Consider the following 15,904-nt stretch of genomic DNA (forward strand, 5'->3'; position numbering starts at 1 on the left):
CGGATCGGCCGGCAGATCAGCTGCTCGGGCAAAACCGCAGGTCGCGCCGGACTGTCAGTGCCGGCCTCTATCGTCCGAGCCATGACGAGCCTGCCGCGCCCCAGCCTCACCCTCTCCGCCGACGAAGCCCGCCGCATCGCCCTGCGGGCCCAGGGTTTCCTCGGCGCGCCCGACCGGCGCTCGGGTGTCCGCGGGGTCCTGCGCCACCTCGGCGCGGTCCAGCTCGACACGATCTCGGTCCTCGCCCGCTCCCACGAGCTGATCCCCTACGCCCGGCTCGGCGCGGTCGGCCGCAGGACCGTCGAGGCCGCGTACTGGGGCGCTCCGGCCGAGGGCGCGGCTTCGGCGGAACGCCACGCCTTCGAGTACTGGTCGCACGCGGCCTCGATCCTCCCGATCGAGGAGTGGCCGCACTTCGCCTTCCGCCGCCGCGCCTACCGCAACCGCCCGCACTGGAACCACCCGCTCCCCGACGGCGCCTACGAGCAGGTCGTCAAGCAGCTGCACGCCGAAGGCCCGCTGACGGCCACGGAGTTGGGTGGCGCGAAGAAGACCGACGACTGGTGGGACTGGTCCGGCACCAAGGTCGCCGTGGAGCGCGCGCTGATGTACGGCGAGGTGGTGTGCGTGGAGCGGCGCGGCTGGAAGCGGGTGTACGACCTCGCCGAGCGCGCGATCCCGGACGCGCTGCTGCACGACGAGCTGGACGACACCGAGTGCCTGCGCCGTCTGGTCCGGCTGGCCGGCGAGTCCCTGGGCGTCGGCACGCGCGCGGACATCGCCGACTACCACCGACTCAAGGGCGAGCAGGTCGACGCGGTGCTCGCGGACTCCGGGCTGGTCCCGGTCGAGGTCGAGGGCTGGGGCAGGCCGGCCTGGGCCGACCCGGCGGCGTTGGCCGCTCCCCCGCGCGGCCGGCACCGCACCACGCTGCTGTCCCCGTTCGACTCGCTGATCTGGGAGCGGGCGCGCACGGAGCGGATCTTCGGCTTCACCCACCGTCTGGAGGCGTACGTGCCCAAGCAGAAGCGGGTGTACGGCTACTTCGCGATGCCGGTGCTGGCGGGCGGCCGTCTGGTGGGCCGGGTCGACCCGGCGCGGGAGGGCCGCACCCTGGTGGCCAAGCAGGTCACCCTGGAGGACCCGAAGGCGGTCCCGGCGATCGCCCAGGCCCTGATCGAGGCCGCGACCTGGGTGAACTGCACGGACGTCCGCGTCGAGCGCGTGGACGCCCCCGAACTCCGCGAGCCCCTGGCCGCCGAGCTGGCCCGCGTCCTCGGCTAGCGGATCTCCAGGATCTTCTCCCGCATCGCGTAGACCACGGCTTCCATCCTGGAGTGCAGCTGCAGCTTCTCCAGGATGTTGCGGACGTGGTTCTTCACGGTGTTCTCGGAGATGAACAGTTCCTTGGCGATGTCCCGGTTGTTCATGCCCGTGGCGACGAGCTTGAGGACCTCCAGCTCACGGTCGGTCAGCCGGGGTGCGGGCACCAGCCGGCGTTCGTCGGTGCGCTGGATCATCGACTTGAACTCGGTGAGGAGTTTCGACGCCATGGACGGGCTGATCTGCGACTGCCCGTCGGCCACGGCACGAATGGCGGTGGCCACCTCGTCCGTGGAGATCTCCTTGAGGAGGTATCCCGTCGCCCCCGCCTTGATCGCGTCGTAGAGGTCGGCCTCCTCGTCGCTGATCGTCAGCATGATGATCTTCGCGCTGGGGGCGACCTCCTTGATGGAGGTGCAGGCCTCGATCCCGCCCCGCTTGGGCATGCGCACGTCCATCAGCACGATGTCGGGCAGCAGGTCGGCGGCCTTGTCGACGGCCTCGGCGCCGTCGCCCGCCTCGCCCACGACCTGGATGTCCTCCTCGGCGGCGAGCACGATCTCCAGGCCACGGCGGAAGAGGGCATGGTCGTCCACGACCAGGACCCTGATCGGCTCCTCGCGTGAAGAGCCCGCGTCCGGGGCCGTGCCGATGCCCTCGTCGCCGGTGCCCACGTCCCGCATCGGTCCGAAGGTGTCCGCCATCGTTCCTCCCCCTGAAGGCTGTGGCGTGTGGTCCTGTGCCATCGCCAACCCAAGGCAGCGGCCCACCTGTTGGGCCGGTGCGGCCATGATTCCATGCCCGGACGACACCGTGGTGACGAGCGGGGCGCGAACTGGTCGCACGCCGGTGCCCCTGGGGGCGCACACGCGCTCCAGGGGCACCGGCTCAGCTTCGGCCGGGTGGGTCAGCCGCCCAGCGTGCCTCCCATCCCGGGAGACGGCGCATTGGTGACCATCGGGTCGGTGCTGAGGTGGATGACGCCGTAGTCATAGGCATGCCGTCGGTAGACGACACTCGGTTCCTTCGTCTCCGCATCGACGAACAGGTAGAAGTCGTGGCCGACCAGTTCCATCTCGTAGAGGGCCTGGTCAAGGCTCATCGGGGCAGCGACGTGGGTCTTCTCGCGGACGATCAGCGGACCTTCGCCCGTGACCTCCAGAGAGCCGATCCTCCTGGTCGGCACGCCGCCCGTCTCCTCGTCGTGGACGGGCATGCCGTTGCCGTTGAGTGTCGCCACACCCGGAACGACGTCGGGCACCTCGGCCGCCGAGATCCGTCGCGAGCCGCGGCGCACAACACGCTTGTCGTGCTGCTTGCGCAGCCGGGCATCCAGCTTCTCCGCCGCCAGGTCGAGCGCCGCGTACGGATCGCTGGCCGCTGCCTCCGCCCGGATCACCGGACCGCGGGAGCGGAGCGTGATCTCCACTCGGTCGCAGCGGTCCGCCTGTCGGGGGTTGGGCTCCTTGGACACCTCGACGTCGAGGCTGATCACCTTGCCATCGAGCTTCTGGATCTTCTCCAGGTTCAGCTTCTCGGCCACGTGCTTGCGGAACCGCTCGGGCACCTCGGTCTTGCGGCCTTTGACGACGATGTCCACGCAGAACTCCGTTCCCGGATCGCTCCGCTCCAACGGCGGAGCATCTCCCTTGTGCACCAGATTCCGGTCAGCTCCGGAACCTCGGACTCGGTGACTTCCACCTCCTCCTCCCCCGTAGGCGAGATCTCCACCCCACCGCTGCGGGTGATTGCGGAAAACCCACAGCACGGCATTCGGATATGAGAGGTGTGGCCTGCGCCTTTCCTCACAACCGAACATATCTCGCCCGGACGGATGTCGTCACCCTCTACCGCGACGTACCTCCGTTCAGGTGAATTGACCCTCTCACTACCTGCAACGATGCAGGTTCAGAGCCAGTTCCTGCCTATTTCAAAAGAATCCCGGGGCGCGGCGACCACGGCCGCATGGAGGGCAGGCCCTACGGCGTTCCTCGACGCCTTTTCCGGTGCACCATGCACCCACTCCTGCCTCTCCGGCCGCGTTCCGGTCCTTCGTTTCTCCCTACCTTCCCGAGTTCCGCCGGAGTACACAGCCATCACTCCTCCAGCATGGGCGAAGACGGCCTCGCGCACCGCCCGTGACGCCTCCGCGAGGGTGGCTCCGGTCGTGATCAGGTCGTCGACGAGCACGATGTGACCCTCGGCGAGCAAGCGGGCACCGCCCGCCGTCACCTCCAGCGCGCCCGAGACGTTCTCCAGCCGCCGCCGGGCGTCCAGCCCCGCCTGGTCCGCCATGGCCCGCCGCTGCCGCAGCACCGCGGCCACCCGGGCCGGCGTCCCGGTGCGCCGCAGCTCACCGGAGGCCGCGAGTGCCGTCCGCCGCACCGGATCGTGCCCCCGCGCCCGCACCGCCCAGCGCGCGGAGGGCACGGGGACGAGCAGTACCGCGCCGGCCCCCGGCGCACCGCCCACTCCGAGCCCCGCCCGTACGGCCCGCGCCAGAGCCGCGCCCAGGACTTGCGCGAGCGGCAGCGCGCCCCGCTCCTTGTGGGCGAGGAGCAGCTCGCGCACCTCCCGCTCGTAGGGTGCAGCCGCGTGCACCACCGGCAGCCCGGGCGGCTCCGGCACCGGCCGCACCCGGCACGGCACGCACTGGCCCAGCACGCCCCGGCAGCGCGCGCAGAGCACCGTACGAGGTGCCCCGCAGCCCGCGCAGTCCGTCGGCAGCACCAGGTCGGTGAGGTCCTGCCACCACCCCCGCATGGCCACCACTGTGCCAAGGGCGCCGAGGAGCGGCCACTCCTGTGGAAAACCCCCTGTGGAAAACCGGCGGCAAGCCGGCCTTCGGGAAGCGCGGCCCGGATCAGTTCGGGTAGACCGGCGCCACCCCGTCCTTGTCGACCTTCTGCCACTGCGTCCCGGACGGCAGCCGTACGATCCCGTCCTCCGAGTAGGCCACCAGCGGCAGCCGCTCGTACTCGGACGCGGCGACCGCCTTGACGCCCGTGAGCGCGCCCGGCGCCGGACCGTCCGGCGTGGAGCCGTCGACCTGGACGTACCGCAGCTGCTGCAGGCCGCCCTGCTCGCGGCCGAAGACGACCAGCCTGCTGTCCCCGGCCCACGACATGGCGCTGACCTGTTCCAGGTCGGGTGCGGCCGAACGCAGTTCGCGCACGACGGGACCCTCCCCGGTCTTGTCCTCGCGTTCGACCCGGCCGATCAGCAGGGACTGCTTGCCGTCCTTCTCCACGACCAGTGCGATCCGCACCCCGTCGGCGGCCACCCGTGCGTCCATGAGGTGGCCTGGCAGCTCCGGGACGGCGACCTCCTCCGGTTTGGCGACGCCCTGCTCCAGGACGTACAGATGCTGCCCGTGCGGGTCGCGGTCGGCCACCCACAGGTCGCCGCGGGCGTCCCAGCTCGGCGTGGCCAGCCGCTCGGCCGGTGCCGGGCCCTTGCTGGTCAGCACCGCGTCCCCGAGCGAACCGCCCGACATCAGCGACGTCACGTACAGGTTGCTGCCGTACCCGCCGACGGCGGCGGCGCTGTGCTCGTCCCGCGACACCGCCACCGACTGCAGTTCCTTGTCGCCCTCGCCCAGTGCGCCGGGCACCGGAAAGCCGCTGGTGCCGGTCGTGTCGGTGGACAGCCGCACCAGCCGGTGCTTGCCGTCGAGGTAGTACAGGTACTCGGGGCGCTTGGCCGACCCGTGCCAGGTCTCGGCCTCGGCGTGCTCCTCGGTCAGCTCGCACAGCTGATCCCCGCCGGTCCCCTGCAGCTCGACGGACTCCAGCGTCGGCGTCAGGTTCCGCAGCGTGAACAGCACCTGGGTGGCCATCTCGGTGCACTTGGTCGCCGCCACGCGGGAGGCCTTGAGGTTCAGCGGCACCGTGAGCTTGTTCTGGTCGTCCGGTGCCAGCCCCGACATGCCCGGCTGCAGGGCCGTACCGGTCGGGAAGCTGGACCTGACCACCGGCCCGAGCCAGCTGGTGGGCCCCTTCAGGAGCGAGCGCACCATCTGGGTCATCGGATCCACCTTGCTGCGCACGAACACCGGGTCGGCGACCGCCACCGGCTGTCCGGTCGCTCCAACGGCCGTGTTGGAGGCGAAGTAGTACTTGTCGACCGAGGTGTAGTTGCGCTGGAAGTCCGACTTGCCCATGACGACTCCGTTGGACAGCCCGTCGATGCGCCACTGCCCGCTCTTGGAGTCCTTCGACAGGTGCACCTGCTTGCTGTACGACCCGTCGGCCGGCTTGTACGCCTGCTGGGCGTTGACCGTGGCCACCCTGCTTCCCGCCAGCACGTAGGTCAGGCCGCCGTTGCCGCCCTCCCGGCCGCCCGCGTTGGAGTCCTGCGTCGTGCTCGGCGCGTTCGCGAGCACGACGATCGACCACTCCGGGTGCCAGGTGCGCGCGGCGTCGGCGCTCAGGTACTGGCGGGCCGTGTCGTAGTTCGGGTCGTCGCTGGTCAGCGCCTCCAGGAAGCCCTGCACGATCTGGCCGGGCTGGGCGTTCTCGGCGGGCGGCATGGCGAACACGCGTACGCCGGTGTCCTGGCGCGGCGTGGACTCGACCGACCGCAGGTCCCCGCTGTCGGGCATCGAGGCGCACCCGGCCAGCACGACGGCCCCGCAGGCCGTATACGCCACCGCACGCCCATGCCGGCGCCGCGCGCCCCCCTCGCGCTCAGCGCCCACGAAATGCCTCCCCTGGCTCGTTCGAGTCCTCCAGCCCGGCCGTGTGCGCGTCGGGCGCCGGCCGGCTCATGTCCGCGTCCGGTGCCGGACGGGCCGCGTTCGCCTCCTGCGCATGGCCGCCCGCGGCGGGCCGGGGCACCACGCGCGCACCGTTGCCGTTGCCGGGCAGCGCGGTCGGGTCGGCGGCGGGCGTGACGGCGGCCCGGCGCTGCATGCCCGGGGCGCCCGGCGGCAGCGGCGGCATCTGACCGCCGCCCGGCTGCACCGGGACCGTCGCCCGCTTCTCGCCGCCCGCGCGGGGCCGGCCGGCGTCGTCCAGTCCGCGGTTGCGGCGCGAGTCCTTGGGTTCCAGCGGTATCGGCGAGCCCCGCAGTGGCTCGTCGGCGGTCCTCGGCAGTGTCAGCCGGAACTGCGACCCGCCGCCGGGCTCGCCCCAGGCCTGCAGCCAGCCGCCGTGCAGCCGGGCGTCCTCCAGGGCGATCGACAGCCCGAGGCCCGTACCGCCGGTGGTACGCGCGCGTGCCGGGTCCGCCCGCCAGAAGCGGCTGAAGACCCGGGTCGCCTCGCCCGGCTTGAGTCCGACGCCGTAGTCGCGCACCGCGATGGCGACGGCGCCGCCCGCCGAGGCGAGCTTGACGACGACGTCCTTGCCCTCACCGTGCTCGACGGCGTTGACGACGAGGTTGCGCAGCACGCGCTCCACACGCCGGGCGTCCGCCTCGGCGACGACGGGCTGCTGGTCGCCGATCACGCGTATGTGTGTGCCCTTGCGCTCCGCGAGCGGCTCGGCCCCGCTGACCACCCGTCGCACGACCACCCGCAGGTCTATCGGCTCGGCCTCCAGGGCCGCCGCTCCCGCGTCGAAGCGGCTGATCTCCAGCAGGTCCGCGAGCAGCGACTCGAAGCGGTCCAGCTGGTCGGCGAGCAGCTCGGCCGACCGCGCGGTCACCGGGTCGAAGTCCTCGCGGGCCTCGTGGATGACATCGGCGGCCATCCGGACCGTCGTGAGCGGGGTGCGCAGCTCGTGCGAGACGTCGGAGACGAACCGCCGCTGCATCCGCGACAGGTCCTCCAGCTGCTGGATCTTCACCTGGAGGTTCTGCGCCATCTTGTTGAAGGCCTCGCCCAGGCGCGCGATGTCGTCCTCGCCGGTGACCTTCATCCGCTCCTGCAGCCGCCCGGCCGACAGCCGCTCCGCGATCCCGGCCGCCATCCGCACCGGCGTGACGACCTGCCGCACCACGAGCCAGGCGATGGCCCCGAGGAGTACGACGACGAAAAGCCCGGCGGTCGCGAGGGTGCCCTTGACCAGGCTCAGGGACTTCTCCTCCTGCGTGAGCGGGAAGAGGTAGTACAGCTCGTAGGGCTGGCCGTTGGGGTCGTTGACCTGCTTGCCGATGACCAGCGCCGGCTGGGACTCCTTGCCGTTGCTGTAGACGATCCGCGTGTAGCTCTGGGCGGCCGTCGTACTGCTGTTGACGCGGTCACGCAGATCCCCGGGCACGCTGGCGGACGGGTCGACGTACCCGGAACCGCGCGGGCTGCGCCCGCCGCCGCTTTCGTCGCCCACGGGCAGCGTCACCACGTCGAAGGCGCCCGCGCCACCGCTGGAGAGCGACTCCACGAGGTCGCTCATCCACTGGATGACGTTCTGCGACTGCCGCGTGTCCGTGGTGGAGGTGCCGTCGGGTGTGGCGGTGCCGGAGCTGCCGGCCGCCTCGTCGGCCTTCTGCTTGGCCACGGCGAAGCCGCCGGTGGCCTGGCTCTGCGAGGCCCGCACCTTCGCGTCCAGCAAGCCGTTGCGCACCTGCCCGATGACGACGAAGCCCAGCAGCAGGACGACGCCGAGCGACATCACCAGGGTCGTGGCGACGACCCGCAGCTGGATGTTGCGCCGCCACAGCCGCATGACCGGCAGCAGCGGGCGCCGTATCAAGCGCAGGAACAACCGCAGGACCGGGCTGCCCTGCACCCCGCCCTGCAGCAGCCCGCCCTCGAGGATCCGCCCCCAGCGCGAACCGGCCGGCCTCCGGCCGACAGGCCGCCCCGGACGGTCCCCGGACCGGCCGGGAGCCGAAGCGGCGCTGTCCCCGGACATGTCAGCTCGGTCCGGCCTTGTAACCGACACCACGGACGGTCACCACGATCTCCGGCCGCTCCGGGTCCTTCTCGACCTTGGAGCGCAGCCGCTGGACGTGCACGTTGACCAGCCGCGTGTCCGCCGCGTGCCGGTAACCCCACACCTGCTCCAGCAGCACCTCACGCGTGAACACCTGCCACGGCTTGCGCGCGAGGGCGACGAGCAGGTCGAACTCCAACGGGGTGAGCGCGATCGACTGCCCGTCCCGCTTCACGGAGTGCCCGGCCACGTCGATGACCAGGTCACCGATGGTGAGCTGCTCCGGCGCCGGCTCCTCGGACCTGCGCAGCCGCGCACGGATCCGGGCCACCAGCTCCTTCGGCTTGAACGGCTTGACGATGTAGTCGTCCGCACCCGACTCCAGGCCCACCACCACGTCGACGGTGTCGCTCTTGGCGGTGAGCATGACGATCGGCACTCCGGACTCCGCCCGGATCAGCCGGCACACCTCGATGCCGTCCCGGCCGGGCAGCATCAGGTCGAGCAGCACCAGATCGGGCTTGCTCTCACGGAAAGCGGCCAGCGCCTTGTCGCCGTCGGCTACGAAAGACGGCTCAAAACCTTCACCACGCAGCACAATGCCGAGCATCTCGGCCAGTGCGGTGTCGTCGTCGACGACAAGGACTCGTCCCTTCATAAACGACATCATCCCATTAGCTAATCGTTATACCTGGCGTGACCTGGCACACAGCTCGGCAAGAGCCTCGGCCGTCACGGGTGAGGCGGCTCCCTCCTCGGTGACGATGGCCGTCACCAACTCGGGCGGCGTCACATCGAACGCCGGGTTGTACGCCTGGGTCCCCAGGGGTGCCACCGGAATCCCACCTCCTGCTCCCGTCACAGGCACCTGGGGTGCTGTGACCTCGGTCACCTCAAAGCCGGGGCGCTGTTCGACCTCGATGGACGCCCCGTCGGGCGTGTCGGGATCGACCGTCGTCACGGGCGCCACCACGATGAACGGCACATGGTGGTACCGCGCGAGCACCGCGAGCGGATAGCTCCCCACCTTGTTCGCCACCGAACCGTCGGCCGCGATCCGGTCCGCCCCGATCAGCACCGCGTCCACCTCTCCCGCCGCGAACAGCGAACCCGCCGCGTTGTCGGTGAGCAAGGTGTACGCCATGCCGTTGCGGGCCGCCTCGTATGCCGTCAGGCGAGCACCTTGCAGCAACGGACGCGTTTCGTCCACCCACAGGCGCCGCAGACGTCCGGCCCGGTGCGCCTTCAAGGCCACCGCGAACGCCGTTCCCTCCCCGCCCGAGACCAGCGAACCGCTGTTGCAGTGGGTGAGGATCCGGTGCCCGCCGCCGGGCAGCAGCTCGTCCAGCAGCGCCAGCCCGTGGGCCGCCATCCGGGCGCTGGCCTCGGCGTCCTCCTGGTGCAGGGTCCGCGCCGCGGCCAGCGCCGCCGCTGCCGCCGCGGTCGGATCGCCGCTCCGGGCGAGCGCGGTGCGGTGCGCGGCCTCGGCCCGGCGCACCCCGACGGACAGGTTCACCGCGGTCGGCCGGGCGCCTTCGAGCGCCGCGGCGGCCTCGGCCACGTCGAAGCCCCGCGCGGCGGCGAGCGCGACCCCGTACGCCCCCGCGATCCCCAGCAGCGGCGCCCCGCGCACGGCCAGCGAGCGGATCGCCTCCACCAGCGCCGGCGCATCCGTGCACACCAGCTCGACCTCCTCGGCCGGAAGCCGCGTCTGGTCCAGAAGGACGAGTACGGGTCCCTCGGGCGGTTCCTCCCACCGGATGACCGGTATCGCAGTCGACTGCTTGTCCCCACCGTTGTGCGCCTGCTGATCAGCCATGCGGTCAGTCTGCCCCCTGTCCGGCGGACTATTGAAGGTGCCCAGCCCCTACCGCGACCGGTCAACTGGTGACCGCCCCATGGCACGATGGCTGCCAACCTGCCGCCGCGTCCGCGGACGGGCACCGTGAAGGAGCTTCGATGAACGACACTCCGGGCTGGGCCTCGCCCGGATCCGCCCCGTCGTCCGACGGGCGGGAACCCGGCGCGACCGGCCCCGCCGAGCCCGCCGACCGTCCTGGCCCCGCCGAGCCCGCCGCGCAGCCGGGCACGGAGCCGCAGGGCCCAGGAGTGAAGTGGTCCAAGGAGCAACCGCCACCCGGCCAGTGGTCCGCGCCCACGGGCGCCCAGGGCCCGGGCCAGGCGCCTCCGCCCCCACCGCCGGGCCCCGGCTGGGGCGGCCCGCAGGGTGGCCCAGGCGGCGGCTACGGCGCTGCTCCCGGCGGTGGCTACCCCGCGTGGGGCGGCGGCTGGGGCGGCCCGCCGCCCGCGGCCAAGCCCGGCGTGATCCCCCTGCGCCCGCTGGGCGTCGGCGAGATCCTCGACGGAGCCGTCTCCACCATGCGCACCTACTGGCGCACGGTCCTCGGCATCTCGCTCACCGTCGCGGTCGTCACGCAGATCGCCGTGATCCTCCTGCAGGGCTTCGTCGTGAACGACACCGTCACCGACGCCTCGCTCAACGACCGGAACGCCACCCCCCGCGAAGCCTTCCGCGCCCTGGGCGAGACCCTGCTCGGCACCGGCGTCGTCGCCCTGATCTCCGTGGTCGGCACCATCGTCGCCACCGCCCTGCTCACGACCGTCACCAGCCGCGCCGTCCTCGGCAAACCGGTGAGCACCGGGGAGGCCTGGCGCGACGCCCGCCCGCAGATCCCGAAACTGTTCGGCCTGCTCTTCCTGCTCGGCCTGATCGCGGCCGGCGTGCTGCTGGGCGGCGCACTGCCCGGCATCATCGTCCTCGCCTTCGACGGCAGCAGGGACACCGCCGCCGCCCTGCTCGTCCTGGGCCTGCTCGCAGCCGCCGTCGTCGTGGTGTGGCTGATGGTCCGCTTCTCGCTGTCCTCGCCCGCGCTGATGCTGGAGCGGCAGGGCATCGTGAAGTCGATGAGCCGCTCGGCAAAGCTCGTCAGCGGCTCCTGGTGGCGTGTCCTCGGCATCCAGCTGCTCGCCGGGATCATCGCCAACATCGTCACCTCGCTCGTCGCGCTCCCCTTCATCTTCATCGGGGCCGCCGTGAGCGGCGACGGCATGACCGGCCTGTTCGGCACGGGCACCGGGCACGTCGGCTGGACCTTCCTCATCTTCAGCGGAATCGGCTCGGTCATCGGCTCGATGATCACGTTCCCGATCAACGCGGGCGTCACCGTGCTTCTCTACATCGACCAGCGCATCCGCCGCGAGGCACTCGACCTCGAACTGGCCCGCGCCGCCGGTGTCCAGGACTCCACAGCCCCCGGCCCCGTCCCGGGGAGCTGATGCGGTGAGCTTGACGGGGGGAGTTCTCGCGGCGGTCCCGGCCCTGCCGGGCGCCGCCGCCACGGGCTTGGGACGCCTGCTGCGCACGGCGGACACAGGCATCCTGGCGCTCGGCGGCTCCGGCGACGAACCGCCCGTCACCACCCCGCGCGGTCCCGCGCGGGAGGCGGCCCGGCGTGAGCTGTCCAAGCGGATGTACCACGAGAACGACCCCAGCCTGCTCCAGCGCGCCCTGAACGCCTTCTGGGACTGGCTCGGCAGACTGCTCGACACGGCTGCCTCGGCGACACCCGGCGGCACCGTCGGCCTGGTCGTCGTGGTGCTGTTCGTCGTCGCCGTACTGGCGGCCCTGTGGTGGCGCCTGGGCGCCCCGCGCCGCCAACCCACCTCCGCCGCGGCCCTGTTCGACGACCGGCCCCGCAGCGCCGCCGAACACCGCGCGGCCAGCGAGGCGCACGCCGCCCAGGGCCACTGGAACCAGGCCGTCCAGGAACGCATGCGGGCCATCGTCCGTTCCCTGGAGGAACGGGCCCTGCTCGACATCCGCCCCGGCCGCACCGCCGACGAGGCCGCCGCCGAGGCCGGCCGCTCACTCCCCTCACACACGGACCGACTGCAGTCCGCGGCACGGGAGTTCGACGACGTCACATACGGCGGACGCAGAGCGAGCGAGCAGTCGTACCACCGCATCTCCGAACTCGACCGCGACCTGGAACGCACCAGGCCCGTCCTCGCCGACAGCGCCACCAGCACGGCCCACAACCACCGCCAGGGGGCCGCCGAATGACGACCGAGGCGGCCCCGCCAACCACGTCGACCGCGCCCACCGCCCGACGCGTGTGGACCCGTTCCCGAGGCATCGCCCTCGCCGTCGTACTGATCCTCGCGGCGGCCGTGGCCATCGCCACCGTCCGCTCCACCGCCCGGCACGGCGAACTGGACCCCCGCTCGGCCGACCCCTACGGAAGCCGCGCCGTCGCCGAACTCCTCGCCGGGCGGGGCGTGTCCACACGCGTGGTCACCACGCTCGGCGCGGCCCGCGCCGCCGCCGGCCCCGACACCACTCTTCTGGTCGCCGTGCCGGACCTGTTGACCCACCGTCAACAGGCCGGGCTGCACTCGGTGACGGCGGACTCCGGCGGGCGTACCCTCCTCGTCGCCCCCGGCAGCTGGTCCGTCGAACGCCTCGCGCCCGGGGTCACCGCGGACTCCGCGACCGCCACCGACTCGACGCTCGACCCCGAGTGCACTCTCCCCGAGGCCCGGCGCGCGGGCAGCGCCGAAACCGGCGGCGTCCGCTACACCACCAGCCGCCCCGACGCCGACCTCTGCTACCCCAGCCGACGCCTCGCCACCCTGCTGCGCCTCCCGGCGGCCTCCGGGGGCGACACCGTCGTCCTCGGCTCGCCGGACATCCTCTACAACCAGCGTCTCGACAAGCAGGGCAACGCCTCGCTCGCCCTTCAACTCCTCGGCTCCCGCCCCCATCTGGTCTGGTACCTCCCCTCGCTCTCCGACACCTCCACCAACGACACGGGTGAGCGGAAGAGCTTCCTCTACCTGCTCCCCTCAGGCTGGCTCTGGGGCACCCTGCAGCTCTTCATCGCCGCGGCCCTCACCGCCTTCTGGCGGGCACGCCGGTTCGGCCCCCTCGTGCCCGAAAAACTCCCCGTCGCGATCCGCGCCTCCGAAACCGCCGAAGGCCGCGCCCGCCTCTACCGCAAGGCCAACGCCCGCGACCGCGCGGCAGCCGCTCTCCGCTCCACCACCCGCACGCGCCTCGCCCCTCTCGTCGGCGTCCCCGTCTCCCAAGCGCACACGCTCGAGGCCCTGCTCCCCGCCCTGTCCGCCCACGTCCACGGCGACGGGCAGACCCTGCACTCCCTCCTCTTCGGACCGCCGCCCGGCGACGACGCGGCCCTCATCGCACTCACCGACCAACTCGACGCCCTCGAAAGAGAGGTACGCCGTTCATGATGGACCCGACCACTGACAACGCCGGGCCCTCCGGGAACGCGGGCGATGCCCGAGCCTCCCTCGAAGCCCTGCGCGCCGAGATCGCCAAAGCCGTGGTCGGCCAGGACCCCGCCGTGACCGGCCTCGTCGTCGCCCTCCTGTGCCGCGGGCACGTACTACTAGAAGGAGTCCCCGGAGTCGCCAAAACGTTGCTCGTCCGAACGCTCGCATCCGCTCTCGAACTCGACACCAAGCGCGTCCAGTTCACTCCGGACCTGATGCCGAGCGACGTCACCGGCTCCCTTGTCTACGACACCCGCACCGCCGAGTTCTCCTTCCAGCCCGGCCCGGTCTTCACCAACCTCCTCCTCGCGGACGAGATCAACCGCACCCCGCCCAAGACCCAGTCCTCCCTCCTGGAGGCCATGGAGGAACGTCAGGTCACGGTCGACGGCACCCCCCGGCCGCTCCCCGAACCGTTCCTGGTCGCGGCGACCCAGAACCCGGTCGAGTACGAGGGCACCTATCCCCTCCCCGAGGCCCAACTGGACCGTTTCCTGCTCAAGCTGACGATCCCTCTGCCCTCCCGCCAGGACGAGATCGACGTCCTCACGCGCCACGCCCAGGGCTTCAACCCGCGCGACCTGCACGCCGCCGGCGTACGCCCCGTCGCCGGGCCCGCCGACCTGGAAGCGGCCCGCGCCGCGGTCGCGAAGACGACCGTCTCCCCCGAGATCACGGCCTACGTCGTCGACGTCTGCCGCGCCACCCGCGAATCGCCCTCCCTCACCCTGGGCGTCTCCCCGCGCGGCGCCACGGCCCTCCTGGCCACCTCCCGCGCCTGGGCCTGGCTGACCGGCCGCGACTACGTCATCCCCGACGACGTGAAGGCACTCGCCCTGCCCACCCTGCGCCATCGGGTCCAGCTACGCCCCGAAGCCGAGATGGAAGGCGTGACCGCGGACTCCGTCATCAACGCCATCCTCGCCCACGTACCGGTCCCCCGCTGATGGCGCTCACCGGACGCGCCGCCCTCCTCGCGGCCCTCGGCTCGATCCCCGTCGGCATCCTGGAGCCCGGCTGGACCGGAATCCTCGCGGTCAACGGCCCCCTGGCCCTCGCCTGCGCCTGCGACTTCGCGCTGGCAGCACCCGTACGACGCCTCGTCCTGTCCCGCTCCGGCGACACCTCCACGCGTCTCGGCGAGACCGCCGACGTCACGCTCACGATCACCAACCCGACCGGCCGCCCCCTGCGCGCCCACATCCGCGACGCCTGGCCGCCCAGCAGCTGGCAGTCCGGCAGCGAGGTCGACGCCTCTCGCCACCGCGTCACCGTGCCGCCGGGCGAACGGCGCCGCGTGACGACCCGGCTGCGTCCCACCCGCCGCGGCGACCGCCAGGCCGACCGCGTGACCATCCGCTCCTACGGCCCGCTCGGCCTCTTCACCCGCCAAGGCGCCCACAAAGTGCCCTGGTCAGTACGGGTTCTGCCCCCGTTCACCAGCCGCAAGCACCTGCCGTCGAAACTCGCCCGATTGCGTGAACTCGACGGCCGCACCAGTGTCCTCACCCGTGGCGAGGGCACAGAATTCGACAGCCTGCGCGAGTACGTCCCCGGAGACGACACCCGTTCGATCGATTGGCGAGCCACGGCCCGCCAGTCCGCCGTAGCGGTCCGCACCTGGCGCCCCGAACGCGACCGCCACATCCTGCTGGTCCTGGACACAGGCCGCACCTCGGCCGGCCGAGTGGGCGACGCCCCACGCCTGGACGCCTCCATGGACGCGGCCCTGCTTCTCGCGGCCCTCGCATCCCGCGCCGGAGACCGCGTGGCCCTGCTCGCCTACGACCGCCGGGCCCGTGCCCTGGTCCAGGGTCGCTCCGCCGGCGACGTCCTGCCCTCCCTGGTCAACGCGATGGCCACGCTCGAACCGGAACTCGTCGAGACCGACGCCCGTGGCCTGACGGCCACCGCGCTTCGTACGGCCCCTCGACGCTCCCTGGTCGTGTTGCTCACGACGCTCGACGCGGCACCGGTGGAACAGGGCCTGCTTCCCGTGCTCCCCCAGCTCACCCAGCGCCACACGGTGCTAGTCGCCTCGGTGGCCGACCCGCACATCGCCCAGATGGCGATGGCCCGGGGAACCACCGAGGCGGTGTACCAGGCTGCGGCGGCGGCTCAGGCACAAAGCGAACGGCAGCGCACGGCGGAACAGCTTCGTCGTCATGGGGTGACGGTGGTGGACGCGACACCGGAAGATCTGGCGCCTGCATTGGCGGATGCGTATCTGGCCCTGAAAGCGGCGGGCCGGCTCTGATCCCCGATCCACTCGGCCCAGCCGCCCCTTCAGGGGAAACGGCTCCAGAACGCAGAAAACCCCCGCATCCGAAGATGCGGGGGTTTTCTCAAAATTTGTTCGGCGGCGTCCTACTCTCCCACAGGGTCCCCCCTGCAGTACCATCGGCGCTGTGAGGCTTAGCTTCCGGGTTCGGAATGTAACCGGGCGT

At 71.9% G+C, this 15,904-nt stretch carries 13 protein-coding genes and 1 rRNA gene; 6 read left to right on the forward strand and 8 right to left on the reverse strand.

Annotation, left to right across the window (positions count from 1 at the left end):
* Positions 1 to 81 precede the first annotated feature (81 nt).
* On the forward strand, positions 82 to 1,284 hold the full coding sequence (locus ACWD35_RS08635) for a winged helix-turn-helix domain-containing protein (RefSeq protein WP_451350410.1): 1,203 nt from the start codon (positions 82 to 84) through the stop codon (positions 1,282 to 1,284).
* Here ACWD35_RS08635 and ACWD35_RS08640 read toward each other — a convergent pair.
* The 7 genes from ACWD35_RS08640 to mtnA all read right to left on the reverse strand — a co-directional run bounded on the left by ACWD35_RS08640 (position 1,281) and on the right by mtnA (position 9,960).
* On the reverse strand, positions 1,281 to 2,027 hold the full coding sequence (locus tag ACWD35_RS08640; RefSeq protein ID WP_451350411.1) for a response regulator: 747 nt from the start codon (positions 2,025 to 2,027) through the stop codon (positions 1,281 to 1,283). The two genes, ACWD35_RS08635 and ACWD35_RS08640, sit on opposite strands and share 4 nt — an antisense overlap.
* 203 nt (positions 2,028 to 2,230) lie before the next feature.
* Positions 2,231 to 2,923: a ribosome hibernation-promoting factor, HPF/YfiA family gene (hpf, locus tag ACWD35_RS08645; RefSeq protein ID WP_451350412.1), complete on the reverse strand. Its 693-nt coding sequence runs from the start codon at positions 2,921 to 2,923 to the stop codon at positions 2,231 to 2,233.
* Between the two features lie 308 nt (positions 2,924 to 3,231).
* Entirely contained in the window at positions 3,232 to 4,086 is an 855-nt protein-coding gene (locus ACWD35_RS08650) for a ComF family protein (RefSeq protein ID WP_451350413.1), read from the reverse strand.
* 100 nt (positions 4,087 to 4,186) lie between these two features.
* Complete coding sequence (locus tag ACWD35_RS08655; RefSeq protein WP_451350414.1) at positions 4,187 to 6,022, reverse strand: LpqB family beta-propeller domain-containing protein; 1,836 nt, start codon at positions 6,020 to 6,022, stop codon at positions 4,187 to 4,189.
* Positions 6,012 to 8,120, reverse strand: coding sequence for an MtrAB system histidine kinase MtrB (mtrB, locus tag ACWD35_RS08660; protein WP_451350415.1), 2,109 nt, complete (start codon positions 8,118 to 8,120; stop codon positions 6,012 to 6,014). Before mtrB ends, ACWD35_RS08655 begins: the two co-directional genes overlap by 11 nt.
* Position 8,121: 1 nt before the next feature.
* Positions 8,122 to 8,811 carry a two-component system response regulator MtrA gene (mtrA, locus tag ACWD35_RS08665; RefSeq protein WP_187279108.1) on the reverse strand — a complete coding sequence of 230 codons (690 nt, stop codon included), beginning with the start codon at positions 8,809 to 8,811 and terminating at the stop codon, positions 8,122 to 8,124.
* A gap of 15 nt (positions 8,812 to 8,826) precedes the next feature.
* On the reverse strand, positions 8,827 to 9,960 hold the full coding sequence (mtnA, locus tag ACWD35_RS08670; protein ID WP_451350416.1) for an S-methyl-5-thioribose-1-phosphate isomerase: 1,134 nt from the start codon (positions 9,958 to 9,960) through the stop codon (positions 8,827 to 8,829).
* A gap of 140 nt (positions 9,961 to 10,100) precedes the next feature.
* Between mtnA and ACWD35_RS08675 the strand changes: the two genes are divergently transcribed.
* From ACWD35_RS08675 to ACWD35_RS08695, 5 genes are read left to right on the forward strand one after another with little or no spacing between them, the layout of a single operon-like run.
* Positions 10,101 to 11,438, forward strand: a complete 1,338-nt coding sequence (locus tag ACWD35_RS08675; RefSeq protein ID WP_451350417.1) for a hypothetical protein — start codon at positions 10,101 to 10,103, stop codon at positions 11,436 to 11,438.
* Positions 11,439 to 11,442: 4 nt separating this feature from the next.
* Complete coding sequence (locus tag ACWD35_RS08680) at positions 11,443 to 12,225, forward strand: DUF4129 domain-containing protein (protein ID WP_451350418.1); 783 nt, start codon at positions 11,443 to 11,445, stop codon at positions 12,223 to 12,225.
* A complete protein-coding gene (locus ACWD35_RS08685; RefSeq protein WP_451350419.1) occupies positions 12,222 to 13,415 on the forward strand; it encodes a DUF4350 domain-containing protein in 1,194 nt (397 codons plus the stop codon). The genes ACWD35_RS08680 and ACWD35_RS08685 overlap by 4 nt, the downstream gene beginning before the upstream one ends.
* A complete protein-coding gene (locus ACWD35_RS08690) occupies positions 13,415 to 14,404 on the forward strand; it encodes an AAA family ATPase (protein WP_451350420.1) in 990 nt (329 codons plus the stop codon). Before ACWD35_RS08685 ends, ACWD35_RS08690 begins: the two co-directional genes overlap by 1 nt.
* On the forward strand, positions 14,404 to 15,714 hold the full coding sequence (locus tag ACWD35_RS08695) for a DUF58 domain-containing protein (RefSeq protein WP_451350421.1): 1,311 nt from the start codon (positions 14,404 to 14,406) through the stop codon (positions 15,712 to 15,714). Before ACWD35_RS08690 ends, ACWD35_RS08695 begins: the two co-directional genes overlap by 1 nt.
* Before the next feature lie 97 nt (positions 15,715 to 15,811).
* Here the strand turns inward: ACWD35_RS08695 and rrf are convergent.
* A 5S ribosomal RNA gene (gene rrf, locus ACWD35_RS08700) occupies positions 15,812 to 15,904 on the reverse strand; the annotation flags it as partial.

It is taken from the genome of Streptomyces sp. NPDC002671 (assembly GCF_053592475.1).

Coding starts and splice junctions, on each gene's coding strand:
- ACWD35_RS08635 (WP_451350410.1), top strand. CDS start 82: ATGACGAGCCTGCCGCGCCCCAGCCTCACCCTCTCCGCCGACGAAGCC.
- ACWD35_RS08640 (WP_451350411.1), bottom strand. CDS start 2,027: ATGGCGGACACCTTCGGACCGATGCGGGACGTGGGCACCGGCGACGAG.
- ACWD35_RS08650 (WP_451350413.1), bottom strand. CDS start 4,086: ATGCGGGGGTGGTGGCAGGACCTCACCGACCTGGTGCTGCCGACGGAC.
- mtrB (WP_451350415.1), bottom strand. CDS start 8,120: ATGTCCGGGGACAGCGCCGCTTCGGCTCCCGGCCGGTCCGGGGACCGT.
- mtrA (WP_187279108.1), bottom strand. CDS start 8,811: ATGATGTCGTTTATGAAGGGACGAGTCCTTGTCGTCGACGACGACACC.
- mtnA (WP_451350416.1), bottom strand. CDS start 9,960: ATGGCTGATCAGCAGGCGCACAACGGTGGGGACAAGCAGTCGACTGCG.
- ACWD35_RS08675 (WP_451350417.1), top strand. CDS start 10,101: ATGAACGACACTCCGGGCTGGGCCTCGCCCGGATCCGCCCCGTCGTCC.
- ACWD35_RS08685 (WP_451350419.1), top strand. CDS start 12,222: ATGACGACCGAGGCGGCCCCGCCAACCACGTCGACCGCGCCCACCGCC.
- ACWD35_RS08690 (WP_451350420.1), top strand. CDS start 13,415: ATGGACCCGACCACTGACAACGCCGGGCCCTCCGGGAACGCGGGCGAT.
- ACWD35_RS08695 (WP_451350421.1), top strand. CDS start 14,404: ATGGCGCTCACCGGACGCGCCGCCCTCCTCGCGGCCCTCGGCTCGATC.